This is a genomic window from Brachybacterium aquaticum, assembly GCF_014204755.1.
GTDB classification, from domain to species: Bacteria; Actinomycetota; Actinomycetes; order Actinomycetales; family Dermabacteraceae; genus Brachybacterium; species Brachybacterium aquaticum.
Map to the genome: position 1 here is coordinate 1,145,270 of NZ_JACHLZ010000001.1, position 22,444 is coordinate 1,167,713.

General features: G+C 72.9%; 22 protein-coding genes, 1 tRNA gene and 1 pseudogene. 19 read left to right on the plus strand and 5 right to left on the minus strand.

What is annotated here, in order from left to right; translation table 11 throughout:
• Nucleotides 1–8 precede the first annotated feature (8 nt).
• From coaD to HNR70_RS05135, 6 genes are all read left to right on the plus strand, one after another.
• Entirely contained in the window at nt 9–506 is a 498-nt protein-coding gene (gene coaD / locus HNR70_RS05110; protein ID WP_184324700.1) for a pantetheine-phosphate adenylyltransferase, read from the plus strand.
• A 4-nt stretch (nt 507–510) separates the two neighbouring features.
• Nucleotides 511–1,131, plus strand: a complete 621-nt coding sequence (locus tag HNR70_RS05115) for a YceD family protein (protein ID WP_184324701.1) — start codon at nt 511–513, stop codon at nt 1,129–1,131.
• Nucleotides 1,131–1,883: a ribonuclease III gene (gene rnc, locus HNR70_RS05120; RefSeq protein ID WP_184324702.1), complete on the plus strand. Its 753-nt coding sequence runs from the start codon at nt 1,131–1,133 to the stop codon at nt 1,881–1,883. The genes HNR70_RS05115 and rnc overlap by 1 nt, the downstream gene beginning before the upstream one ends.
• 3 nt (nt 1,884–1,886) lie before the next feature.
• Nucleotides 1,887–2,825, plus strand: a complete 939-nt coding sequence (gene mutM, locus HNR70_RS05125) for a bifunctional DNA-formamidopyrimidine glycosylase/DNA-(apurinic or apyrimidinic site) lyase (RefSeq protein ID WP_184324703.1) — start codon at nt 1,887–1,889, stop codon at nt 2,823–2,825.
• Entirely contained in the window at nt 2,822–3,337 is a 516-nt protein-coding gene (locus HNR70_RS05130; RefSeq protein ID WP_184324704.1) for a DUF2127 domain-containing protein, read from the plus strand. Before mutM ends, HNR70_RS05130 begins: the two co-directional genes overlap by 4 nt.
• A 73-nt stretch (nt 3,338–3,410) precedes the next feature.
• Complete coding sequence (locus tag HNR70_RS05135; protein ID WP_184324705.1) at nt 3,411–4,040, plus strand: response regulator transcription factor; 630 nt, start codon at nt 3,411–3,413, stop codon at nt 4,038–4,040.
• Between the two features lie 11 nt (nt 4,041–4,051).
• Here the strand turns inward: HNR70_RS05135 and HNR70_RS05140 are convergent, their stop codons facing one another.
• From HNR70_RS05140 to HNR70_RS05160, 5 genes are read right to left on the minus strand one after another with little or no spacing between them, the layout of a single operon-like run.
• Nucleotides 4,052–5,200, minus strand: a complete 1,149-nt coding sequence (locus HNR70_RS05140) for a sensor histidine kinase (RefSeq protein ID WP_184324706.1) — start codon at nt 5,198–5,200, stop codon at nt 4,052–4,054.
• Nucleotides 5,197–6,897, minus strand: coding sequence for a thiol reductant ABC exporter subunit CydC (gene cydC / locus HNR70_RS05145; protein ID WP_184324707.1), 1,701 nt, complete (start codon nt 6,895–6,897; stop codon nt 5,197–5,199). Before cydC ends, HNR70_RS05140 begins: the two co-directional genes overlap by 4 nt.
• The gene (gene cydD / locus HNR70_RS05150) at nt 6,894–8,600 is read right to left on the minus strand and encodes a thiol reductant ABC exporter subunit CydD (protein WP_184324708.1); all 1,707 of its coding nucleotides are present in this window, start codon (nt 8,598–8,600) and stop codon (nt 6,894–6,896) included. Before cydD ends, cydC begins: the two co-directional genes overlap by 4 nt.
• 29 nt (nt 8,601–8,629) lie before the next feature.
• The gene (gene cydB, locus HNR70_RS05155; protein WP_246375152.1) at nt 8,630–9,703 is read right to left on the minus strand and encodes a cytochrome d ubiquinol oxidase subunit II; all 1,074 of its coding nucleotides are present in this window, start codon (nt 9,701–9,703) and stop codon (nt 8,630–8,632) included.
• A gap of 31 nt (nt 9,704–9,734) precedes the next feature.
• A complete protein-coding gene (locus HNR70_RS05160; RefSeq protein ID WP_184324710.1) occupies nt 9,735–11,291 on the minus strand; it encodes a cytochrome ubiquinol oxidase subunit I in 1,557 nt (518 codons plus the stop codon).
• Nucleotides 11,292–11,643: 352 nt separating this feature from the next.
• Here HNR70_RS05160 and HNR70_RS05165 point away from each other — a divergent pair, with 352 nt between their 5' ends.
• The 13 genes and pseudogenes from HNR70_RS05165 to HNR70_RS15785 form a co-directional block, all read left to right on the plus strand.
• Nucleotides 11,644–14,484, plus strand: a complete 2,841-nt coding sequence (locus HNR70_RS05165; RefSeq protein ID WP_184324711.1) for an Rne/Rng family ribonuclease — start codon at nt 11,644–11,646, stop codon at nt 14,482–14,484.
• Nucleotides 14,485–14,735: 251 nt separating this feature from the next.
• Nucleotides 14,736–15,044 (plus strand): 50S ribosomal protein L21, encoded by a 309-nt coding sequence (gene rplU, locus HNR70_RS05170; protein WP_184324712.1) that lies wholly within the window; start codon nt 14,736–14,738, stop codon nt 15,042–15,044.
• Between the two features lie 34 nt (nt 15,045–15,078).
• Complete coding sequence (gene rpmA / locus HNR70_RS05175; RefSeq protein WP_184324713.1) at nt 15,079–15,333, plus strand: 50S ribosomal protein L27; 255 nt, start codon at nt 15,079–15,081, stop codon at nt 15,331–15,333.
• 111 nt (nt 15,334–15,444) lie between these two features.
• Nucleotides 15,445–16,977: a GTPase ObgE gene (obgE, locus tag HNR70_RS05180; RefSeq protein ID WP_184324714.1), complete on the plus strand. Its 1,533-nt coding sequence runs from the start codon at nt 15,445–15,447 to the stop codon at nt 16,975–16,977.
• Nucleotides 16,974–18,119: a glutamate 5-kinase gene (gene proB, locus HNR70_RS05185; RefSeq protein WP_184324715.1), complete on the plus strand. Its 1,146-nt coding sequence runs from the start codon at nt 16,974–16,976 to the stop codon at nt 18,117–18,119. Before obgE ends, proB begins: the two co-directional genes overlap by 4 nt.
• Before the next feature lie 81 nt (nt 18,120–18,200).
• Complete coding sequence (locus HNR70_RS05190; RefSeq protein WP_184324716.1) at nt 18,201–19,502, plus strand: glutamate-5-semialdehyde dehydrogenase; 1,302 nt, start codon at nt 18,201–18,203, stop codon at nt 19,500–19,502.
• Between the two features lie 118 nt (nt 19,503–19,620).
• Nucleotides 19,621–19,803 (plus strand): hypothetical protein, encoded by a 183-nt coding sequence (locus tag HNR70_RS05195; protein ID WP_184324717.1) that lies wholly within the window; start codon nt 19,621–19,623, stop codon nt 19,801–19,803.
• A 5-nt stretch (nt 19,804–19,808) separates the two neighbouring features.
• A complete protein-coding gene (nadD, locus tag HNR70_RS05200) occupies nt 19,809–20,414 on the plus strand; it encodes a nicotinate-nucleotide adenylyltransferase (protein ID WP_184324718.1) in 606 nt (201 codons plus the stop codon).
• A complete protein-coding gene (locus tag HNR70_RS05205; RefSeq protein WP_184324719.1) occupies nt 20,411–20,989 on the plus strand; it encodes a hypothetical protein in 579 nt (192 codons plus the stop codon). The genes nadD and HNR70_RS05205 overlap by 4 nt, the downstream gene beginning before the upstream one ends.
• Nucleotides 20,986–21,363: a ribosome silencing factor gene (gene rsfS, locus HNR70_RS05210; RefSeq protein ID WP_184324720.1), complete on the plus strand. Its 378-nt coding sequence runs from the start codon at nt 20,986–20,988 to the stop codon at nt 21,361–21,363. The genes HNR70_RS05205 and rsfS overlap by 4 nt, the downstream gene beginning before the upstream one ends.
• On the plus strand, nt 21,360–21,995 hold the full coding sequence (locus HNR70_RS05215; protein ID WP_184324721.1) for a histidine phosphatase family protein: 636 nt from the start codon (nt 21,360–21,362) through the stop codon (nt 21,993–21,995). The genes rsfS and HNR70_RS05215 overlap by 4 nt, the downstream gene beginning before the upstream one ends.
• Nucleotides 21,996–22,049: 54 nt before the next feature.
• Nucleotides 22,050–22,122: transfer RNA gene (locus HNR70_RS05220), tRNA-Ala, on the plus strand.
• 188 nt (nt 22,123–22,310) lie between these two features.
• Nucleotides 22,311–22,409, plus strand: a pseudogene (locus HNR70_RS15785) (short-chain dehydrogenase); the annotation flags it as partial.
• Nucleotides 22,410–22,444: the final 35 nt, after the last annotated feature.

Sequence of the window (22,444 nt, forward strand, 5' to 3'; positions counted from 1 at the left end):
TCGTCGCCATGACCACCGTCGTCCTGCCCGGCTCGTTCGACCCCTTCACCCTGGGGCACCTCGACCTCACCCGGCGGGCCGCCGCCCTCGGCCACCGGGTGATCATCGCCGTCTCCCACAACCCCTCCAAGAAGGGGACCCTCGACCTGGACGCCCGCACCGGCGCGATCCAGCAGATCCTCGCCGAGGAGGGCCTCGCCGACACCGTCGAGGTGCGCACCCTCCCCAAGGGGCTGCTGGTCGACTTCTGCCGCGAGGTCGGTGCCGGCGCCGTGGTGCGCGGGCTGCGCTCCCAGCTCGACCTCGCCTACGAGGAGCCGATGGCGCGGATGAACCACCACCTCGAGGGGATCGACACGCTCTTCCTCCTCACCGACTCCCGCTACGCCCACATCTCCTCCTCGCTCGTGCGGGAGGTGCACGCCCTCGGGGGTGACGTCTCCGACATGCTCCCCGGCCCCTCGAAGCAGGCGCTCGCCGCCGCCTCCGACTCGGACGTACGCTGAGCAGATGACCACCGACGCCGCTTCCACCTCGCCGCTCGACGAGTCGCTGCGCTTCGACGCCGTCGACCTCGTCGGCCGCACCGGCTCCCACCGCCACGTCGACCGCACCGTCCCCGCGCCCGCCCGCGAGGCCGGCGGTCTCGCAATGCAGGTCGCCGAGGGCGACGACATCGCCCTCGACCTCGAGCTCGAGTCCGTCGTCGAGGGCATCTACGCCCACGGCACCGTCACCGCCCGCCTCGAGGGCGAGTGCTCGCGCTGCCTCGACCCCGTCGAGCAGGACGTCACCGCCCGCCTCGACGAGCTCTTCCTCTACCCCGAGAAGGTGAAGGCCGACGAGCTCGAGGACTCCGTCCTGCTCGAGGACGACGAGGTGCGCCTCGGCCCGCTCGTGCGCGACGCCCTTGCGATGGAGGCCGACGAGCGCCCCCTGTGCCGCGAGGACTGCCCGGGCCTATGCGCCCAGTGCGGATTCCGCATGGAGGACGACCCCGACCACCACCACGAGGTCATCGACGAGCGCTTCGCCGCGCTGAAGGGGCTGTTCGACAGCGACGACAGCACCTCTGACGACAGCACCCCCGACGTCAGCACTGCCTCCGACGACGCCCCGGGGAAGGCCTGATGGCGCGCAGGCGCCGCGCCACCGAGGCCGCCGCCCCGAAGGGTCTGCTCGAGACGCTCCCGCTGGACGCCGGACAGGCCGCGGACCTCGAGGAGTCCGGCCTGCTCGAGCTCGCCCTGACCCACCGCTCCTACTCCTACGAGCACGACGGGCTGCCCCACAACGAGCGGCTCGAGTTCCTCGGCGATGCGGTGCTGCAGCTGGCCGTCACCGAGCACCTCTACGTCGCCCACCCCTCCCTGCCCGAGGGGGATCTGGCCCGGCGCCGTGCGGCGACCGTGAGCACCCGTGCGCTCGCCGTGGTCGCCTCGCGTGTGGACCTCGGCGCGTATGTGCGGCTCGGCCGCGGCGAGGACCTCACCGGCGGCCGCACCAAGGCCTCGATCCTCGCCGACACCACCGAGGCCGTGATCGGCGCGGTCCACCTCGCGCTCGGCCAGGACGTCTCGCGCCGCTTCGTCATGGACCTGCTGCGCCCGCTGCTGGACTCCGACGAGTTCCTCGAGGCCGGCTACGACTTCAAGTCGCGCCTCCAGGAGATCGCCGCCGCGGAGGGGAAGAGTGTCGCCTACGCCCTCACCGAGTCCGGGCTCGAGCACTCCAAGACCTTCTCCGCGACCGTCACCGTGCCCGACATCGTCACCGCCACCGGCGAAGGCGCCTCGAAGAAGGACGCCGAGCTCGCCGCCGCCCAGAACGCGGTCCGCGGCATCCTCGCCGAGCGCGGCGAGTCGCTGATCCCCGGGGGCTGAGCCGTGCCCGAGCTGCCCGAGGTCGAGGTGGTGCGGCGCGGCCTCGAGCCCCGTACCGTCGGCCGCACCATCAGCGGCCTCGAGGTCCTCGACGCCCGCAGCCTGCGCCGCCAGGCGGGCGGGGAGGACCGCCTGCGCGCCGCGATCGTCGGCCGCACCCTCACCGCCGTCGTGCGGCGCGGCAAGTTCCTGTGGTGGCGCCTTCACGACGAGGACGGCGCCGAGGCGGGCGAGGCGCTCGCCGCGCACCTCGGCATGAGCGGGCAGATGCGGGTGACGACACCGCACGGCGTACCGTCCGCCCCCGCACTGCCGGACCAGGGCCCCGCGCCGGATCCGCTGCGCCACCGCCGCGTCTCCCTGCACCTGGACGACGGCTCCCGGATCGACTTCCTCGACCAGCGCCTGTTCGGCGGGCTCTGGACCAGCCCGCTCGTCGAGGCGGCCGACGGGCGCGCCGCGGGCCTCGGCAGCCCGGACGCGCTGCTGCCCGCCTCGGCCGCCCACATCGCCCGCGACCTGCTCGATCCCGCCGCGGACCTCCCCGCGATCGCGCGAAGGATCCGCGAGCGCCGCGCCCCCGTGAAGTCCCTGCTGCTCGCCCAGGAGGTCGTCTCCGGGATCGGCAACATCTATGCCGACGAGGCGCTGTGGCGTGCCCGTACCCGCTACGACACCCCCGGCGAGGCGCTGAGCCAGCGCCGCGCCCTGTCGGTGCTGCGCGCCGCCGGCGAGGTGATGGAGCGGGCCCTCGCCGCGGGCGGCACGAGCTTCGACGCGCTGTACGTGGACGTCGAGGGGAACAGCGGCTGGTTCGCGCGCGAGCTCGCCGCCTACGGCCGCGAGAGGGAGCCGTGTCCCCGCTGCGGCACCGCGATCCGCCGTGTGCCCTTCATGAACCGCTCCAGCCACTTCTGCCCGCGCTGCCAGAGGCGGCGATGAGGGTCGAGGACGAGCCCCGGAACGGCACGACGCGGGAGCATGTGCTCGACCTCGTGCTCCTGCTCGGCGGGATCGTGCTCATGGTCGTCACCCCGGGGCAGATCCTCGGCACGGTCCGCGCCGTCACGGCCCGGGAGCTGATCGAGGACCCCCACGCCCTGCACGCCACGCTCCTCGTGCACGGCGCCGCCCACCCCGACGCCGGTGCCACGACCTTCCTCGCGCTCTACCTGCTGCTCCACGGGCTGGTGAAGGTCGCGATCGTGCTGGCCCTGCTGCGCGGCACGACCCGCGTCTATCCGTGGGCGATGCTCGCCCTCGGCGGGTTCCTCGTCTTCCAGGTCTACGAGCTGGTCGTCCACCCGACGGCGATGATGGTCGTGCTCACGGTGCTGGACGCGCTCATCCTCGCCCTCACCTGGCGGGAGTGGCGCCACGGCCGCACCCTGCACGAGACCTGGCGCAGCACGGTCGGCTGGGCTCGACGGACGATGCGCCCCGCCGTGCGGTAGATTGCTTCGTCGAACGACCCACCAGGGATTCAGCGCAGGAATCAGCGCAGGACGACGTGAGGAAGGACGCTCAGTGACAGCGACCGAACAGGGCGGCCCGATCCGCGTGATGCTGGTGGACGACCACGAGGTGGTCCGTCGCGGCATCGTCACCGCGATCGACGCGAGCGACGCGCTCACCGTGATCGGCGAGGCGTCCTCCGTGGCCGAGGCGAACCGTCGCCTCCCGGCCATCCGCCCCCAGGTGCTGCTCGTGGACCTCCAGCTGCCCGACGGCACCGGCATCGACGTCATGAAGAAGGCGCGCGAGCTCGACCCCGAGCAGAAGATGCTGGTGCTGACCAGCTTCGACGACGACGCGGCCCTGCGCGAGTCCCGCGCCGCCGGCGCCTCCGGGCTGATGCTGAAGTCGGCCCGCTCCCAGGAGATCATCGCCGCGATCCAGGCCGTCCACGCCGGGCGCAGCATCTGGCCCGCCGACCACGCCGACGAGGGCCCGGACCTGTCCGAGTCCGATCAGCGGATCGTCGAGCTGATCGGCAACGGGCACTCCAACCGCGAGATCGCCGAGGCGCTCGGCATCGCCGAGAAGACCGTGAAGAACCGCGTCACCGTCATCCTGCAGGCGCTCGGCATGCAGCGCCGCACCCAGGTCGCCGCGATGGTCGCGGCCCGTCGGCGGGCGGGCTGGAAGCCCCAGTGATCGCGCGGTGATCAGGGGGCGGGCAGCGTGACCCGCCACGAGATCATCGTGCCCGGCTCGAGGCCTATCGCATCGACCCAGCCGGCATGGCGCCGGGCGCGCGCCGACATGTTCGCCAGGCCGCTGCGGCGCCGCACCGTCGGATCGATGCCCCGACCGTTGTCCGAGACGTTGACCTGCACCACCCGGTCCACGCCCTCGGAGAACACGCTCACCGACACCGCGACCGCGCTCGCATGCGCATGGCGGGCGGCGTTGGCGAGGCACTCGCGCACCACCGCGACCACGTCCTCCGCGATCTCCGGCGGCAGCTCGGCGTCCATCTCCGCCGGGTGCGGGGGCAGGCGCAGCGAGGGCACGAAGCCGAGCCCCGAGGTCGCGAGCCCCACCTCGCGGCGCAGCTGCTCGGTGAGCGTCGCCTCGGCCCGCTCGCGGCGCAGGGACTGCACGATCTGACGGATCTGCGCGACCGCGTTCTCGACCCCCTGCACGCTGGTCGCGACCGAGGAGCGGATCCGGGCCTTGGACGGGGTGACGTCGGGGGAGCCGAGCGAGTCGACCAGCCCCTCCAGCTCCATCCCCACCGCGAACAGCTCCTGGATCGCGAGGTCGTGCAGGTCGCGGGCGATGCGGCTCCGCTCGTCGTCGATCTCCGCGTCCGCGCCGAGCGAGGGGACGCGCAGGGTGAGGCCGACGAGGCCCGCCAGCGCGTCCAGGCGCTCCCGGTCCGCGGCGGTGAAGGCGTCGGACTCCTCGGGGCGCAGCACGCCCAGCAGCCCTGTGCCGTGCTCGGCGGCGTCGACGACCGCGAGCAGCACCCGGCAGGTCTCCTCGCCGATGTCGAAGGTGCCGATGGCCTCGAGCGCGTCGGCGTCGGCCTGCTCGAGCGCCGTGAAGATCTCCTGCCCCTCGAGCAGCTGCTCGCCGAGCAGCACCCCCGCGTCGGGGCCGGAGACGATCTCGGCGACCCACACGTCCTTCTCCAGCGGCATCACGAGCACGGAGCTGCGGGCGCCGAGATCGGTGCGCGCGGAGCGGACCAGGAGGTCCAGCAGCTCCTCGGTGTCACCGCCGGCGAGCACGGCCCCGGCGAGGTCTTGGACGCGGGGGCGGCCGGGCCGCTCGGGAGGGGTGGTCGGCGGGTTGCGGTGCGGGGTCACGGTGCCTCCTCGAGCACGGTGCGGGCCCCGGGCAGCAGACGCAGCACGGGGGTGCCGGTGGGGATCGCGTCGACGCGGTGGGTGACGACCACGACGGTCGACGCGGCGGGGACGAGCGAGGCGTCCGACGGATCCAGCAGTGCGCGCAGCAGCGCGTCGCCGCGCGCGGCATCCAGGTGCTCGGTGGGCTCGTCGAGCAGCAGCACCGGGCCGCGGCGCAGCACCGCACGGGCCAGCAGCAGGCGCCTGCGCTCACCCCCGGAGACGGTGGTGCCGTCGGGCCCGAGCATCGTGTCCAGGCCCCGGGGGAGCCCGGCGAGCCAGTCGTCCAGGCCCGCCGCGACGAGCGCCCGGGTGAGCTCCTCGTCGGCGAGGTCCCCGCGCACCACCCGCAGGTTCTCCCGCAGCGTGGTCGCGAAGACGTGCCCGTCCTCGGCGAACATCGTCACGACCTCGCGCAGCGGGCCGTCCGGGGAGGAGACCTGCCCCTCGAGCGGGGCGAGGAGCCCGGCGAGGGTCGCCAGCAGCGTCGACTTCCCGGAGCCGGAGGGGCCGACGATGGCGAGGCGCGAGCCCGGCGGGAGGTCGAGGTCGAGAGCCGCGACCCGCGGCGCGTCGGCGGTCCAGCCGGCGGTGAGGGTGGTCGCCTGCAGGGTCGCGGTGGCGGGGCGGTCCGCGGGGACCGGAGCGGATTCGCCGACGGGCTCGCCGACGAGCTGGTCGAGGCGCCCGGCGGCGGCCTGCGAGCGGGCGAGCTGTGTCGCGGCGGCGGGCAGGGCGGTCGCCGCCTCGAAGGAGGACAGCGGCAGCAGGAGCAGGATGCCGATCTGCCCGGCGGAGAGGTCGCCCGCGGTCCACGCCGCACCCGCGGCGAGCAGGGAGCCGAGCACCCCGAGGACCATGCTCGCCGGCACCGCGGCGGCGGCGATCGCGGAGGGCAGGGCGGCGCGGTCGATCGAGGCGTCGTGCGCGCGCTGGGAGGCGCCGAGGGCGTCGAGGGACTCCTCGAGCCGGCCCGCGAGGCGCAGCGAGGAGGCGTCGTCGAGGATCTCCAGCGCCTGCGCGGTCACCGAGGAGCGCGTGGTCACCACCGCCTCCTCACGCAGCCGTGCCGCGCGGAGGGCGAACAGCGGCGCGAGCACGGAGGCGAGGACCAGGGAGGCGGCCATCGCGGCGGTCGCGGTGAGCGACAGCGGCGCGAAGGTCGCGAGCACCACCACGCCCATCACCACTGCCACGAGCGCGGGGACGATCGCCTTGATGACGTGGTCGCCGAGCTCCTGCGCATCGTCGCCCAGCCGGGCGAGCAGGTCGCCGCGGCGAAGGCGGGTCAGGGCGTCGTCGGTGCGGGCGGCCAGCGCCGTGAACAGGCTCGTGCGCAGCGACACGACCCCGCGCAGGGCGACGTCGTGGGTAAGCATCCGCTCCACCCATCGGAACACGCCTCGGGAGACGCCGAGTGCGCGCACCGCCACCACCGCGACGGTGAGGTCCAGCACCGGCGGCATGGTCCAGGCGCGGGTGACGAGATAGGCGGAGACCGCGGCGAGGGCGAAGGCCGCGCCGAGGGTCGCGCAGGCGGCGAGGACCGCGGCGGCGAGGCGCCGGCGGGGGATCGCGAGGGCCTGCTCGGCGCGGCGGAGCGGGGCAGCGGTGTGAGCGGCGGCGCGGGTGGTGGTGCGAGTGGCGGTGCTCATCGGGTCCTCGCCTCCAGCACGGCGACGTCGTCGGCCACCGCGACCAGCGGCGAGCGGTGCGCGACCACGAGCACGGTCCGGCCGTGCGCGCGCAGGGTGCGCAGCAGGACGAGCACCACCGCCTCGGCGGCGCCATCGAGATGGGCGGTCGGCTCGTCGAGCACCACGAGCGGGGCGGGGGAGAGCATCGCCCGGGCGAGCGCGAGGCGCTGGCGCTCCCCGAGGGACAGCCCGTGCCCGGCCCGGCCGAGGTCCGCGTCCCAGCCGCGCTCGGCGACCACGGCGTCGAGCCCCGTCGCCGCAGCCGCGGCCTCGAGGTCCTCGTCGCTCGCGCCGGGGCGGGCGGCGGCGAGGACCTCCCGCAGGGTGCCGGGGGGCAGTACGGGCCGCTGGGGGAGATGGACGACCTGGTCCCACAGGGTGCGGCGCTCGAGGTCGCGCACGTCGGTGACGGTGCCGTCCGGGCCGACGATCTCCGCGCGGCCCTCGTCGGGCGCGAGCAGCCCGAGGAGCACCTGCACGGCGGTGGTCTTCCCGGCCCCGGAGGAGCCGGTGAGAGCGAGGACCCGGCCGGGGCGCACCGCGAGCTCCGCGGCCGACGGGGCGAGCCCGTCCCGGGAGCGGACCGAGACCCCGTGCAGCGCGAGCGTGGAGCGCGAGAGGTCCGGGGCCTGGGCGGTCCCGTCGGCCGGCGCCTCCTCGTCCAGGACCTCGAAGGCCGCGCCGACAGCCGCGAGCCCGTCGGTCGAGGCGTGGTACTGCGAGCCGACGTTGCGCAGCGGCTGGTACACCTCCGGGGCGAGGACCAGCACCGCGAGCGCGGGGGCGAGGTCCATGTCCCCGTAGACCAGACGCATGCCGATGCTCACGGCGACGAGCGCGACGCACAGGGTCGCGAGCAGCTCGAGCACCATGGAGGAGAGGAAGGCGAACTTCAGCGAGCCCATGGCGGAGGTGCGGTGGCGATCGCCGAGCGCCTGGACGGTCCGCTCGGGGCCCTTCTCCCGGCCGAGCGCGCGCAGGGTGGGCAGGCCGTCCACGAGGTCCAGCAGCTGCGCCCACAGGGAGCGCATGTCCGCCAGGAGCCGCTCGGAGCGGCCGACGGTCAGCTTCCCCACCAGGATCATGAAGATCGGGATGAGCGGCAGGGTCACCACCGCGATCACGGCGCTCAGCGGGTCGAGCACCGCGATCGTGAGCAGGCAGAGCGGGGTGACGGTCGCCGAGAGCACCAGCTGCGGCACGTAGCCCACGAGGTACGGGTGCAGCTTCTCGATGCCCGTGGTCGCGAGCGCGGTGAGGTCCGCGCCGCGGCCCGCCCCGGCGCGGGGGCCGAGGCGGGCGGCGTGGCCGACGATCCGGGCGCGCAGCTCGCTGATCGCGGAGGTCGCGGCGCGGTGCGCGGTCGCCTCCTCGACGAGCACGGCCCCGGCCCGGACCAGCAGGGCCGCGACCAGCACGGCGAGCAGGGCCGGGGTGTTCTGCGGGACGTCGCGGGTGATCAGCAGGTCCGCGCCGAGCCGGGCGATGACCAGTGCGGTGACGATGACGCACGCCGCCTGCACGAGCCCCAGCACCACGGTGCGCAGCACATGGGTGCGGGCGGCGCGCACCTCCCGTACCAGGCGCGGGTCCAGCGGAGCGCGGCGGGTGCTCGCCCTCTCCTCGGCGGGGGCGTCGGGAGCGGCGGTCGTGGTGGTCATCGCGGACAGTGTGTCAGTTCTGCTCTGTGTCAGTTCTGCTCGAACGCGTCCCGGTAGCCCTGCTTCGCCTTCTCCACGAGGCGGCTGCCCGGGGCGGGGGAGTCCTCGTCGCCGATCCGGTGGCGGAAGACCCGGTAGGTCCAGATCACGTAGGCGATGACGATCGGCAGGAAGATGCACAGCGCCACCAGCATCACGGTGAGGGTGTGCGGGGTGGAGGAGGCGTTCGCGACCGTGAGCGAGTTCGCGGCATCGTTCGTGGCCGGCATGACGTAGGGGAACAGTCCGCCTAAGAGGGAGACCGCGGCCCCGCCGATGGCGGTGGTGGTCGCGCCGAACGCGAGCCCCTCGCGGCGGGCGCGCACGAAGGGCACCACGGCGATGAGCGCCACGGCCGCGATCGCGATCGGGACCAGGGTCAGCCACGTGTTCGAGTGGGCGAACTGGAACCACAGCAGGTAGGCGGCGCCGGCCACGATGGTCGGCCACACCAGGACCCCGGCGAGGCGGTGGGCGTCCTCGCGCAGCTGCCCCTCCACCTTCAGGGCGAGGTAGAGGGTGCCGTGCAGCCAGAACAGGAGCACGAACACGATCCCGCCCAGCAGCGCGAAGGGGTTCAGCAGGCCCAGCAGAGACGTGGTCACCCAGTGGTTCTGGTCGATCGCGACGCCCGCGACGATGTTCGAGAAGGCGACGCCCCACAGCAGCGCGGGCGCGAAGCCGCCGATCACGTGGACGACGTCCCAGCCGTTCCTCCAGCGGTCGGAGTCGACCTTGTCGCGCCACTTGAAGGCGCACACGCGCACGATCAGCACCAGCAGCAGGAGCAGCAGGGCGAGGTAGAAGCCGGAGAACAGCGTCGCGTACCACTCGGGGAAGGCCGCGAAGAGCAGCGCGCCGCCGGTGATGACCCAGACCTCGTTGCCGTCCCAGACGGGGCCGATGGTGCGCAGGATCGTGCCGCGGGTGCCGACGCCGCGCTTCCAGAACGCGGCGACGTTCATCTGCACGCCGAAGTCGAAGCCCTCGAGCACGAAGTAGGCGAGGAAGAAGAAGGCGATGATGAAGAACCACAGGGTCTGCAGACCGGTGGGCTCGAGCATGGAGGCGTCCATGAGAATCTGCGGTCCCTTCTCAGTAGTCGAAGGACAGGGTCGGGGTGTCGAGCTCGGCCGTCTCCGGATCGCGCTGCGGCAGCGGCGCGCCCTTCAGCGCGGCCTTCTGCATCATGCGGAACCAGAACACGGCCAGCACGCCGTAGACGAGGGTGAAGGCGACCATCGAGGTCAGCACCATCCACTCGGGATGGCTGGAGACGCCCTGCATGGTCATCAGCCGGATCGTGGGGTCGTCGGGGTTGGGGTGGACGACCCAGGGCTGGCGGCCGATCTCGGTGAACACCCAGCCGGCGGAGTTGGCGAGGAAGGGCATCGGGATCGCGAGCACGGTGAACCACTGGAAGGCCTTCGACCCGGTGGTGCGGGCATTCTCGCCCTTGCCGCGGGTGGCCCACAGCGCCCAGAAGGCGACGATGCCGCTGAAGGCCGCCAGGCCCATCATCAGGCGGAAGGACCAGTAGGTGACGAACAGGTTCGGGCGGTAGTCCACCTCGACCTCGTTGCCGTGGATGTCGGTCGCGGTCTCGCCGAACTGCTCCTTGTACTGGGCGTTGAGGTCGTCCACGCCCTGCAGGGTGGCGCTGGGATCGTTGGTCGCCAGGATCGAGGTGACGTAGGGGATCCCGATGAGGTGGGTGACGCCCGAGCAGTCGGTGCTGAAGGCGTCGGGGCCGCCGACGGTGAGGATCGAGAAGGGAACCCCGGAGGAGGTGTCGCAGTGCGCCTCGGCAGAGGCCATCTTCATCGGCTGCTGCTCGAACATGATCTTCGCCTGCGCGTCGCCGGAGATCACGAGCACGATCGCGGAGAGGAACATCGCCACCACGCCGAAGCGGACGGTGGGGCGGTACAGATCGCGGGCGGCGTGATGGTGCTCCTGGCCCTCGGGGGTCGCAAGGCCCAGCTCGCGGGCCTTGTTGTGGTGCTTGACCATGTGCCAGGAGGCGACGCCGACCACGAACGCCGAGGCGACGAGCCACGCTCCGGAGATGACGTGCGGGAATGCGGCGAGCGTGGTGATGTTCGTGAGCACGGAGAGGATCGAGCCCTGCGCGGGATCGAGCTCGGCGCGTCCGGTCTCGGGGTTCAGGACCGCGCCGACGGGGTGCTGCATGAACGAGTTCGCGGCGATGATGAAGTACGCCGAGGCCATGGTGCCGATCGCGACCGCCCAGATCGTCAGCAGGTGGATCCGCTCGGGCATCTTGCCCCAGCCGAAGATCCACAGGCCCAGGAACACCGACTCCAGGAAGAAGGCGACCAGGCCCTCGAGCGCGAGCGGCGCCCCGAACACGTCACCGACGAAGCGGGAGTACTCCGACCAGTTCATGCCGAACTGGAACTCCTGGACGATGCCGGTGGCGATGCCGATGCCGAAGTTCACGATCAGCATCGAGCCGAAGAACTTCGTCATCCGCGTCCAGGCGTCCTTGCGGACGGGGTCCTTGGACAGCACCGCGCGGGTCTGCATGATCGCCACGAGCAGCGACAGACCGATCGTGAGCGGCACGAAGATGAAGTGGTACACGGTGGTGATGCCGAACTGCCACCGTGCGAGGTCGAGGGCTTCCATGGATCCTCCCCAGAGAACGACGCACTGTCAGAAAAGCTAGGCGGCGAACCCGCCGCTCCTGAGGACCATGGTCCCCTGTGACGTGGGTGCATGTCCTCCTCGGGCGGGGATCGGCGCTGTGCCATACTGACCGAGGCACTCTTCCGCTCCGTACCGGGCGGAAGAACCTCCCGGCGCCGAGTCGTCGGAGCGACGGCCACGCGGAACACCGCGACCGCACCGCTCCCGACGCACGGCATCGCAGCGCTCCCGCAGGGGAGCTGCGCGACGGCGAGGGCCAGAGACTTCCGTCCCCAGGGACGATGACCGGACGGGGCCAGGGTGCGCTGGCCCTCGTGAAGGAGACGGCCGCATGGCTGAGAGCACCCACAACCCCGCGCAGGACCCCTCGTCGCAGGAGTCGCCCGCCGCCCCGCCCGTGCGCCGTCGGCGGCGCGCCGGCGCCCCCGCCGGAGCCCCGGCGTTCACCCCGCCGGCCGTGCCCGCGCCGGAGAGCACCGCGCCGCGCACCGTCGTCGCCCCGCAGAGTGCCGAGCCCCTCGCTCCCGCCCCCGTCTCCGCGCCCCGCAAGCGCCGCCGCGCCGGTGCGCCCGCAGGGGCACCGGCCGCGGTCGTCCCGGCGGCTCAGGAGCCGGCGGTCGAGGAGCCAGTCGTCGCGGAGCAGCCCGTCGTCGAGGAGGAGACCCCCGAGCAGGCGCTCTCGGCGAACCCCGTCGTCGACGATCTGCGCGCCCTCGCCTCCGCGCGCGGCGCCGCGTCCCCGGCCGCTTCTCCGGCCGACGCCCCTGCCGAGACCGCCCCCACCGAGGACGAGGACCGTGCCCGCCGCCGCGAGCAGGTCCAGATGGACTTCGCCTCCCTGCTCTTCCAGGCGCCCACCCCCCAGCCGCGCACCACCGTCGGCCCGCAGGACGCGGTCGACGCTGAGGACACCGACGAGGACGAGGAGACGGGCGAGCAGGAGGAGACCCCCTCGACCTCCCGCCGCTCCCGCTCCCGCTCGCGCCGCTCCGCCCAGCGCGCCGAGGGCGAGGCCCCGGCCGCGGACGGCGCGGACCACGCGACCTCCGAGGACGACGACTCCTCCGACGAGGGCGACGGCGACCAGGACGGGGCCGAGCGCTCCGAGGGCTCCGGCTCCTCGCGCCGCCGCCGCCGTCGCGGCGGTCGGGGCCGACGCGGCCGCGGCCGCGGGGACGACGACTCCCCGAACGACTCCCAGAACGGTGAGGACTCCGAGGGCGTGTCCGACGACGCGGGCTCGGCCGACGGTGCGGAGGACTCCGAGGGCTCCGACGAGTCCGACGCCGAGACCGGCGACCAGGGCTCCGGCGAAGGCTCCGGCTCCTCCACGGGCTCCAGCTCCCGCCGTCGCCGCCGTCGCCGCCGCTCCGGCAGCTCCTCGGACGACGGCTCCTCGCCGGACGATCCGCCGAACACCGTGGTGAAGGTGCGCGAGGCCCGCGACGAGGTCAAGTCCGTCAAGGGCTCGACCCGCCTGGAGGCCAAGCGCCAGCGCCGCCGCGAGGGCCGCGACGCCGGTCGCCGCCGCAACGTCATCACCGAGGCCGAGTTCCTCGCCCGCCGCGAGTCGGTCAAGCGCTCGATGGTGGTGCGCGAGCGCCCGGGCCGCACCCAGATCGCGGTGCTCGAGGACGACGTGCTCGTCGAGCACTACGTCGCCCAGAAGTCGCAGACCTCGATGGTCGGCAACGTGTACGTCGGCAAGGTCCAGAACGTGCTGCCCTCGATGGAGGCCGCGTTCGTGGACATCGGCAAGGGCCGCAACGCCGTGCTCTACGCCGGTGAGGTGAACTGGGACGCCGCGGGCCTGGAGGGTCAGCCGCGCCGCATCGAGCTCGCCCTGAAGAGCGGCGACCCGGTGCTCGTGCAGGTCACCAAGGACCCCATCGGTCACAAGGGCGCCCGCCTGACCAGCCAGATCTCACTGCCCGGCCGCTACGTCGTGTTCGTGCCCGGCGGCTCCATGACCGGCATCTCCCGGAAGCTGCCCGACACCGAGCGCAACCGGCTGAAGAAGATCATGCGCCAGATCATCCCCGAGGACGCGGGCGTCATCGTGCGCACCGCCGCCGAGGGCGCGAGCGAGGAGGAGCTGACGCGCGACGTCGAGCGCCTGCGCGCCCAGTGGGAGAAGATCCAGAAGGCCCAGAAGTCGAAGTCCGCGCCCGTCGCGCTCTCCCAGGAGCCCGACATCGCCATCAAGGTGGTCCGCGACGTGTTCAACGAGGACTTCACCTCGCTGATCGTCGAGGGCAGCAAGGTCTACGACGACGTGCACGAGTACGTCTCCGAGGTCGCCCCCGACCTGCTCGAGCGCGTCACCCGCCACGTCGGCGAGACCGACGTCTTCGCCAAGCACCGCATCGACGAGCAGCTGCTGAAGGCCATGGACCGCAAGGTCTACCTGCCCTCCGGCGGCTCCCTGGTCATCGACCGTACCGAGGCGATGACCGTCGTGGACGTCAACACCGGCAAGTTCACCGGCTCCGGCGGCTCCCTCGAGGAGACCGTCACCAAGAACAACCTCGAGGCGGCCGAGGAGATCGTGCGCCAGCTGCGGCTGCGCGACATCGGCGGCATCATCGTCATCGACTTCATCGACATGGTCCTCGAGGCCAACCGCGACCTCGTGCTGCGGCGCCTGGTCGAGTGCCTCGGCCGGGACCGCACCAAGCACCAGGTCGCCGAGGTGACCTCGCTGGGCCTGGTGCAGATGACCCGCAAGCGCGTGGGCCAGGGCCTCGTGGAGACCTTCTCCACCACCTGCGAGCACTGCCACGGCCGCGGCATGGTCGTGGACATGGACGGCGAGCACGGCCACCAGCACGGCGGCGGCTCCGGCGGCAACGGCGGTGGCGGCAGCAACGGCGGCAGCGGCTCCGAGGACTCCTCGAAGTCGTCCTCCCGCCGGCGCGGTCGCCGCGGCCGCGGGGGAGCGAAGGACGAGGACGAGCAGGGCGTCGAGAACGGCGCCGAGGAGCAGCACGGCGACGTGCACCGCCTCGCCGACGACGAGGGCTCCCGTGCCCTCGCCCGGGCCACCATCGCCTCGATCGCCGCCGCCTCGTCCGGCAGCCACTCCCACCCGGAGGTCGTCGTCGACGGCCAGGTGGTGTCGGTGGAGGAGCCGGAAGCCTCGGACGCCCCGGAAGCGCCGTCCGAGGGGTGACGTGTTCCACAGGGTGTGACCGTGTTCTCGCAGGTCGGACCGTGTCCGGTGGTTGACCGGCTGTTCACGGGATCGTAAGCTGTCCCCTGGCGCAAATGCGTCGCAGTCGTGATTCCGGTGGACATCGCGCGACCGCATCTCCCGCCCGGCCCCTCGGAGCCGGGGATGGTTGACGGTCGCAGGTCCGCGGTGGACACCCGGCAGGGAGCACGACTCAACAGCAGATCCGATTCACAAGATGGAGCAGTGACGTGGTGTACGCAATCGTCCGCGCAGGCGGTCGTCAGGAGAAGGTGTCGGTCGGTGACACCATCGTGATCAACCGCGTGGCCGGCGAGGCGGGCGACAGCATCGAGCTCGCTCCCGTGCTGCTGGTCGACGGTGACAAGGTCACCTCCGCCCAGGACGACCTCGCGAAGGTCAAGGTCACCGCCGAGAAGGTCGAGGACCTCCGCGGCGAGAAGATCCGCATCCTCCGCTACAAGAACAAGACCGGCTACAAGAAGCGCCAGGGCCACCGCCAGGAGCTCACCCGGCTGAAGATCACGGGCATCGCCTGAGCGACCCCTCGACCAGACAAAGGACTGATCCCAGATGGCACATAAGAAGGGCGCAAGCTCCTCCAAGAACGGTCGCGACTCGAACGCTCAGCGCCTCGGCGTGAAGCGCTTCGGCGGCCAGGTCGTCGGCGCGGGCGAGATCATCGTCCGTCAGCGCGGCACCTCCATCCACCCCGGTGACGGCGTGGGCCGGGGCAAGGACGACACCCTGTTCGCGCTCACCGCGGGCACCGTCGAGTTCGGTCGCAAGCGCGATCGTCGCGTCGTCAGCGTCGTCGAGACCGTCTGACACGCCGCCCCGGGCTTCCGGGAATCCAGCGTCCTTCGAGGGGCGGAGCGCTTCGCTCCGCCCCTCGAACGCTTATCACCACCCCGCTGACCACACCACGGAGAAGCACCCATGGCCACATTCGTCGACCGCGTCCGGCTGCAGGTCGTCGGCGGCTCGGGCGGGCACGGCGCCGCCTCGATCCGCCGCGAGAAGTTCAAGCCCCTCGCGGGACCCGACGGGGCCGACGGCGGCCGCGGCGGGGATGTGATCCTCGAGGTCGACGCCTCGACCACGACCCTGCTCGAGTACCACCACAAGCCCCACCAGCGCGCTACCAGCGGCGGCTTCGGCAAGGGCGACATGCGCCACGGCGCCCGCGGCGAGGACCTGATCCTCCCCGTCCCCGACGGCACCGTGGTGAGCACCGAGGACGGCACGGTGCTGGCCGACATGGTCGGCATCGGCACCCGCTTCGTCGCCGCCCGCGGCGGCAGCGGCGGCCTCGGCAATGCGGCGCTGTCGTCCCCGAAGCGCAAGGCCCCCGGCTTCGCGCTGCTCGGCGAGCCCGGGCAGGAGCGCACCCTCGTACTCGAGCTGAAGTCCGTGGCGGACGTGGCGCTGGTCGGCTACCCGAGCGCCGGCAAGTCCTCCCTCATCGCCGCGATGAGCGCCGCCCGGCCGAAGATCGCCGACTACCCCTTCACCACCCTGGTCCCGAACCTGGGCGTGGTCGAGGCCGGTCAGCACCGCTACACGATCGCCGACGTGCCGGGACTGATCCCCGGCGCGAGCGAGGGCAAGGGCCTGGGCCTGGAGTTCCTGCGCCACATCGAGCGCTGCCACGTCCTCGTGCACGTGCTGGACGCCGCGGCGCTCGAGTCCGACCGCGACCCCGTCAGCGATCTCGACACGATCGAGGCCGAGCTCGCCGCCTATGCGAGCGGGCTCGACGAGGAGGCCGGTGCCCGCGTCCCGCTCATGGAGCGCCCCACCGTCATCGTCCTGAACAAGACCGACCTGCCCGACGGCGCCGACATGGCCGACATGGTCCGCGAGCGCCTGGGGGAGCGGGACGTGCCGATCCTCGACGTCTCCGCCGTGTCCCGCAAGGGACTGCGCGAGCTGTCCTTCCTGCTCGGCGAGCTGGTCGAGCAGGCCCGCGCCGCACTGCCCGCCCCGTCGGCCGCACCCGTGGTCCTCACCCCCGAGGCCGTCGGCGAGAAGGACTTCGAGGTCGTCATCGAGCAGTACGACGGTGACACCGCCTTCCGGGTCAAGGGCGACAAGCCCGAGCGCTGGGTGCGCCAGACCGACTTCCGCAACGACGAGGCCGTGGGCTTCCTCGCCGACCGGCTCGCGAAGCTCGGCGTCGAGGACAAGCTGTACGCGGCCGGGGCCGTCGCCGGCTCGACCGTGCTCATCGGCCCCGGGGACGATGCTGTCGTCTTCGACTGGGAGCCGACGATGGTCGGCGGCGCCGAGCTGCTGGGCCGCCGCGGCACGGACGAGCGCCTCGAGGACCATCACCGCCCCACCCGCGAGCAGAAGCGGGAGGAGCAGAAGGCCCGCACCGCCGCCCGCATGGACCGGCTGGCCGCGATGGAGGCCGAGCGGAAGGCCGGGCACTGGGCGGATCCCGCCGAGGAGGACGGGCCCCGGTGAGCGTCGCCGAGCTGCGCCAGCCCTCCCGGCTCCTCACCCGCGGCGAGCTCGCGGACGCCCGCCGCATCGTCGTGAAGATCGGCTCCTCGAGCCTGACCGACGAGCGCGGGCGCCTGGACCAGCAGCGGATCGACGAGATCGCGGAGGTCGCCTCGACCCTCGCCGCGCGCGGCACCGAGCTGGTGATCGTCTCCTCCGGTGCGATCGCGGCGGCGCTCGGCCCGCTCGGACTCGAGGAGCGACCCACCGCCGTCGAGCGCCAGCAGGCCGCGGCGTCGGTCGGGCAGGCGCTGCTGGCGACCGCGTGGTCCCGCGCCTTCGCCGCCCACGACCGGATCACCGGGCAGGTGCTGCTCACCGAGTCCGACGTGATCCGTCCCCAGACCTACCGCAACGTGCGCGCTGCCCTGGAGGCGCTGCTCGAGCTCGGCACCGTGCCGGTGGTGAACGAGAACGACACCACCGCCACCCACGAGATCCGTTTCGGCGACAACGACCGCCTCGCGGCGCTGGTCGCCCAGCTGCTCGGCGCCGACGCGCTGATCCTGCTGACCGACGTGGACGCGCTGTACACCGCCCCGCCGGACCAGCCCGGCGCCGAGCGGATCGGCGAGGTCGAGGACGTGGCGCGCCTGACCGGCGTGAACATCGGCCGGGTCGGCTCGAAGGTCGGCACCGGCGGCATGGTCACCAAGCTCTCCGCCGCCCAGCTCGCCTCCACCACCGGCACCGCCGCGCTCATGACCTCCGCGCAGCGCTTCGCCGACGCGGTCTTCGGCGAGGACGTCGGCACGTTCTTCCCCGCCCATCACGGACGGCGCCGCTCCCGGCTCGTATGGCTGCGCTTCGCGACCCGCGGCGCGGGGACCCTGCACCTGGATGAGGGGGCGGCCGACGCCGTGCGCAGCCGCCGTCGCTCGCTGCTCGCCGTCGGTGTCACCGACGTCGAGGGCACCTTCCCGGCCGGGGTGCCGGTGGACGTCGCGGCGCCCGACGGGACCCTCATCGCCCGCGGGCTCACCGCCTTCTCGAGCGACGAGCTGCGGGCCATGGCCGGGCGCGGCACCGACGAGGCGCGCGAGGTGCTGGGGGAGCGGTTCCGCCGCCCCGCCATCCACCGCGACCAGCTCGTGGTGCTCTGAGCGGCTGCGCGTCGAGGAGCGGGACGTCCCCTGGGCGGACGCCCGGTGACCGGCGGGCCTCGCGCTCCTAGACTCCCGGGCATGGTCGACCTCGCCCTCCCCACCGCCGACACCGTGACCGACGCCGTGCTCGCTGCGGCCCGCGCCGCCCGTGATGCCCAGCCGACCCTCGCGCGCCTGCACCGCGCCGAGAAGGACGCGCTGCTGCTGGCGATGGCCGAGGCGCTCGTCGCCCGGGACGCGGAGATCGTCGCGGCGAACGCGCTGGACCTCGCGGCGGCCGACGAGGCCGGCATGGCCGCCGGCCTGCGCGACCGGCTCGCCCTGGACCCCGAGCGGATCACGACGATCGCACAGCAGCTGCGCGACGCCGCCGCGCTGCCCGACCCGATCGGCGAGGTGGTGCGCGGCTCCGTGCTCGCCAACGGCCTCGAGCTGCGCCAGGTGCGGGTGCCCATGGGCGTGATCGGCATGGTCTACGAGGCCCGCCCCAACGTCACCGTCGACGCCGCCGGGCTCTCCCTCAAGGCCGGCAGCGCCGTCGTGCTGCGCGGCGGCTCCGCGGCGCTGCACTCCAACACCGCGCTCATCGGCGTGCTGCGCGACGTGCTGGTGGAGCGGGGCCTGCCCGCGGATCTCGTCGTCGGCATCGACGAGCACGGTCGCGATGGGGTGGACGTGCTCATGCGCGCCCGGGGTCTGGTCGACGTGCTCATCCCGCGCGGCGGCGCCGGGCTGATCCGCCGCGTCGTCGAGAACTCGCTCGTGCCCGTCATCGAGACCGGCACCGGCACCACCCACGTCTTCGTCGACGCGAGCGCCGACCTCGACCAGGCCGAGCCGATCGTGCTGAACGCCAAGACCCAGCGCGTCGGGGTGTGCAATGCCCTGGAGACCCTGCTGGTCCACCGCGACATCGCGGAGGAGGCGCTCCCGCGGCTCGCCGGCCCCCTCGCCGAGGCGGGGGTGCGCCTGCACGCCGACGAGCGCGCCGCCGCGCTGCTGGGCGCCGCCGGGACGTCGGCCGAGGTCGTGCCCGCGACCGAGGAGGACTGGGACCTGGAGTACCTCGCCCTCGAACTTGCCGTGAGGGTCGTCGACAACCTCGACGAGGCCCTCGCCCACATCCGCGCCCACTCCTCGGGCCACACCGAGTCGATCCTCACCCGGGACCTGGAGAGCCAGCGGCGCTTCCTCGACGAGGTCGACTCCGCGGTCGTCATGGCGAACGCCTCGACCCGCTTCTCCGACGGCGGCGAGTTCGGCTTCGGCGCCGAGATCGGGATCTCCACCCAGAAGCTCCACGCCCGCGGCCCCATGGGGCTGCCCGAGATCACCTCCACCAAGTGGCTCGTGGTCGGGCAGGGGCACGTCCGCCCCTGACAGCAGTCCTCGAGACAGCACCGCCCGTGAGAGGCCTCCCATCCGGCGCGTGAGTTCCTGACCGGCCCCGGCGCTGTGGGATGATGGGCCGGTCCCCTGTGGAAAGGCCAGAACGCACATGATCGACCAGCTCATGATCCTCGCCGAGTCCGGCAGCCATGCGAGCGGCGGGCTCAGCGCCCCCGTCGTCGGCATCGGCACCTTCCTCATCCTGCTGACCCTGCTGGGGCTCACGTGGCTGATGGGCGGCGCGCACCACCGCAGCCTGGACTCGAAGAACGACACCGACACCGACCACTGAGTCCGGTGGAGCAGCTGCGACGACGCATCGGCGTGATGGGCGGGACCTTCGATCCCATCCATCACGGCCACCTCGTCGCCGCCAGCGAGGTGCAGAGCGTCTTCGGCCTCCACGAGGTCGTCTTCGTCCCCACCGGCCGCCCCTGGCAGAAGGCCGACCAGGAGATCTCCGACCCCGAGCACCGCTACCTGATGACCGTGGTCGCCACGGCCGCGAACCCCGTGTTCACGGTCTCGCGCGTGGACATCGACCGCCCCGGCGCGACGTACACGATCGACACCCTGCGTGACCTGCACGCCGAGCACCCCGATGCGGACCTGTTCTTCATCACCGGTGCCGACGCCCTCCAGAACATCCTCACCTGGAAGGACACGGAGGAGATCTTCGAGCTCGCCCACTTCGTCGGCGTCACCCGCCCCGGGCACGAGCTGGACACCTCCGGACTACCCGACGACGGCGTGACCCTCATCGAGGTGCCCGCCATGGCGATCAGCTCCACCGACTGCCGCACCCGCGTCGCCGCCGGTGCGCCCGTGTGGTACCTGGTCCCCGACGGCGTCGTTCAATACATCAACAAGTACGCCCTCTACCCAGGAGGTGACGGCCGATGACCGAGCCCGAGACCACGGAGCCCGCGCCGCGCCGAGGGCGCCGCGCCCGTGCGCTGACCCCCGAGGAGGAGGCCGCGTTCGAGGCCCGCGCCGCCGCGGAGCCGGCCGCCGAGGAGACCGGCGCCGTCTCCGGCATGCGGGGAGCCGTCGCCGTTCCGGGCGCCGACGCGCCCGTCCCGACCCTGCGGAAGTTCGGCCGACGCGCCCGCATCATCGAGCTCAGCGAGGAGGGCGCTGCGCCCGGGAACGCGACGGCGACCGCCACCGCGGAGCCCGAGATCGAGAGGGACCGCGACGGCGTCGAGCTCGGCGAGCTCTCCGTCACCGAGGCCCCCGATCCTCGCCCCGCGCCCCGCTTCGAGGGCCGGGTGCTGCACCGCCCCGAGTCCACCGGCGGGCGCCGCCTGCTGTGGCTCGTGTGGGTGCTGGTCGCGCTCGCGATCGTCGCCCTCGTCATCCTGCTCCTGACCGGCATCGTCGGCCCCGGCGTCGCCTCGTCGGCCCTCGCCGGCACCGACCCGGACTCCCAGACCCTTTCCCTCTCCCATCCCGTCCTGGAGGAACCTGCAGCGTGAGCGCCCCCGAAGAATCCCTCGACCTCGCCCGGGTGGCCGGCCAGGCCGCCGCCGACAAGCTCGCCGAGGAGGTCATCGGCCTGGACGTCTCCGAGCTGGTCGTCATCACCGACGTCTTCCTCGTGTGCAGCGGCGACTCCGAGCGCCAGGTCTCCGCGATCGCCGACGGGGTCGAGGAGGCGCTGCTCAAGGAGCGCCGCCGCAAGCCCCTGCGCCGCGAGGGCGAGCGGGACGCGCGCTGGGTGCTGCTGGACTACGGCGACATCGTCATCCACGTCCAGCACGCCGAGGACCGCGCCTTCTACGCCCTGGAACGGCTGTGGCGCGATGCCCCCGTGATCGATCTGCAGATCGACGAGGGCCGTCCCGCGTGAGGCCCGCCGCTCGCGGTCGGCTGATCCTGGTGCGCCACGGACAGACCGACTACAACCGTGAGGGCCGCCTCCAGGGACAGGTCGACATCCCCCTGAACGCCCGCGGCGTCCGCCAGGCCGAGGTGCTCGCCGGGGCCATCGCCCAGGACCCGCCGGACGTCATCGTCGCCTCCCCGCTCCAGCGCGCCCTGGAGACCGCCCGCGCCATCGGCCGCGCATGCGACCGCGAGGTCATCACCGATCCCGCGTTCCTCGAGCGCGGCTTCGGGCAGTGGGAGGGCCTGCGCGGCGAGGAGATCCACGAGCGCTGGCCCGCCGAGCACGCCGACTGGCGCGCGCACCGGCCCGTCAGCGGGCTCGGCATCGAGGACCGCCCCGAGGTGGGGGAGCGGGTCGCCGGCGCCTGCCGCCGACTGCTCGCGCAGAATCCCGGACGCACGGTCATGGTCGTCGCCCACGGCGCCGCCATCACCCTCGGCATCACGGCGCTGTTGGGTCTGGACACCAACGGCTTCCGCGGCATCGCGGGGCTCGAGAACTGCCACCGTTCGGTGCTCGAGCCCGTCCTCACGGACCCCCAGGAGGGCCTGATGAGGTTGCTGTCACACAACGTGGCTCCCGATTTCACCTGAGCCACCAGCGCATGTATTCTCTACGAGTCGCCTGATGAGGGCGGCACCCGATACGGGGCTATGGCGCAGTTGGTAGCGCGCTTCCATGGCATGGAAGAGGTCAGGGGTTCGAATCCCCTTAGCTCCACTCGAGAATCTCGTGAGACAGTGACTCGTCAGAAGGGCCCGGCTGATGCCGGGCCCTTCTGCTGTTCCCGGGCAGTGCCCCCGTCGGCCCGGGTGGGCCACGATGGGCCCATGAGCTCCCCACGCGGCATCCCCCTGTCCGGCTCCCGTCTCCTCGTCACCGGTGGGGGAAGCGGCATCGGCCGGCTCATGGCGCTCGGCGCCGCCCGTCGTGGTGCGCGTGAGGGGGTGCTGTGGGACCTCTCCCGTGAAGCAGCTGAGGCGGTTGCCGACGAGATCCGCACCGCCGGCAGCACCGCGACGGTCATGACGGTGGACGTCTC

What these genes read in the sequence shown, in the direction of transcription:
- obgE (WP_184324714.1), top strand. Translation starts at nt 15,445, where the DNA reads ATGGCCACATTCGTCGACCGCGTCCGGCTGCAGGTCGTCGGCGGCTCG.
- coaD (WP_184324700.1), top strand. Translation starts at nt 9, where the DNA reads ATGACCACCGTCGTCCTGCCCGGCTCGTTCGACCCCTTCACCCTGGGG.
- HNR70_RS05160 (WP_184324710.1), bottom strand. Translation starts at nt 11,291, where the DNA reads ATGGAAGCCCTCGACCTCGCACGGTGGCAGTTCGGCATCACCACCGTG.
- cydB (WP_246375152.1), bottom strand. Translation starts at nt 9,703, where the DNA reads ATGCTCGAGCCCACCGGTCTGCAGACCCTGTGGTTCTTCATCATCGCC.
- cydC (WP_184324707.1), bottom strand. Translation starts at nt 6,897, where the DNA reads ATGAGCACCGCCACTCGCACCACCACCCGCGCCGCCGCTCACACCGCT.
- rpmA (WP_184324713.1), top strand. Translation starts at nt 15,079, where the DNA reads ATGGCACATAAGAAGGGCGCAAGCTCCTCCAAGAACGGTCGCGACTCG.
- HNR70_RS05130 (WP_184324704.1), top strand. Translation starts at nt 2,822, where the DNA reads ATGAGGGTCGAGGACGAGCCCCGGAACGGCACGACGCGGGAGCATGTG.
- HNR70_RS05205 (WP_184324719.1), top strand. Translation starts at nt 20,411, where the DNA reads ATGACCGAGCCCGAGACCACGGAGCCCGCGCCGCGCCGAGGGCGCCGC.
- cydD (WP_184324708.1), bottom strand. Translation starts at nt 8,600, where the DNA reads ATGACCACCACGACCGCCGCTCCCGACGCCCCCGCCGAGGAGAGGGCG.
- rnc (WP_184324702.1), top strand. Translation starts at nt 1,131, where the DNA reads ATGGCGCGCAGGCGCCGCGCCACCGAGGCCGCCGCCCCGAAGGGTCTG.
- HNR70_RS05165 (WP_184324711.1), top strand. Translation starts at nt 11,644, where the DNA reads ATGGCTGAGAGCACCCACAACCCCGCGCAGGACCCCTCGTCGCAGGAG.
- HNR70_RS05195 (WP_184324717.1), top strand. Translation starts at nt 19,621, where the DNA reads ATGATCGACCAGCTCATGATCCTCGCCGAGTCCGGCAGCCATGCGAGC.
- HNR70_RS05190 (WP_184324716.1), top strand. Translation starts at nt 18,201, where the DNA reads ATGGTCGACCTCGCCCTCCCCACCGCCGACACCGTGACCGACGCCGTG.
- HNR70_RS05115 (WP_184324701.1), top strand. Translation starts at nt 511, where the DNA reads ATGACCACCGACGCCGCTTCCACCTCGCCGCTCGACGAGTCGCTGCGC.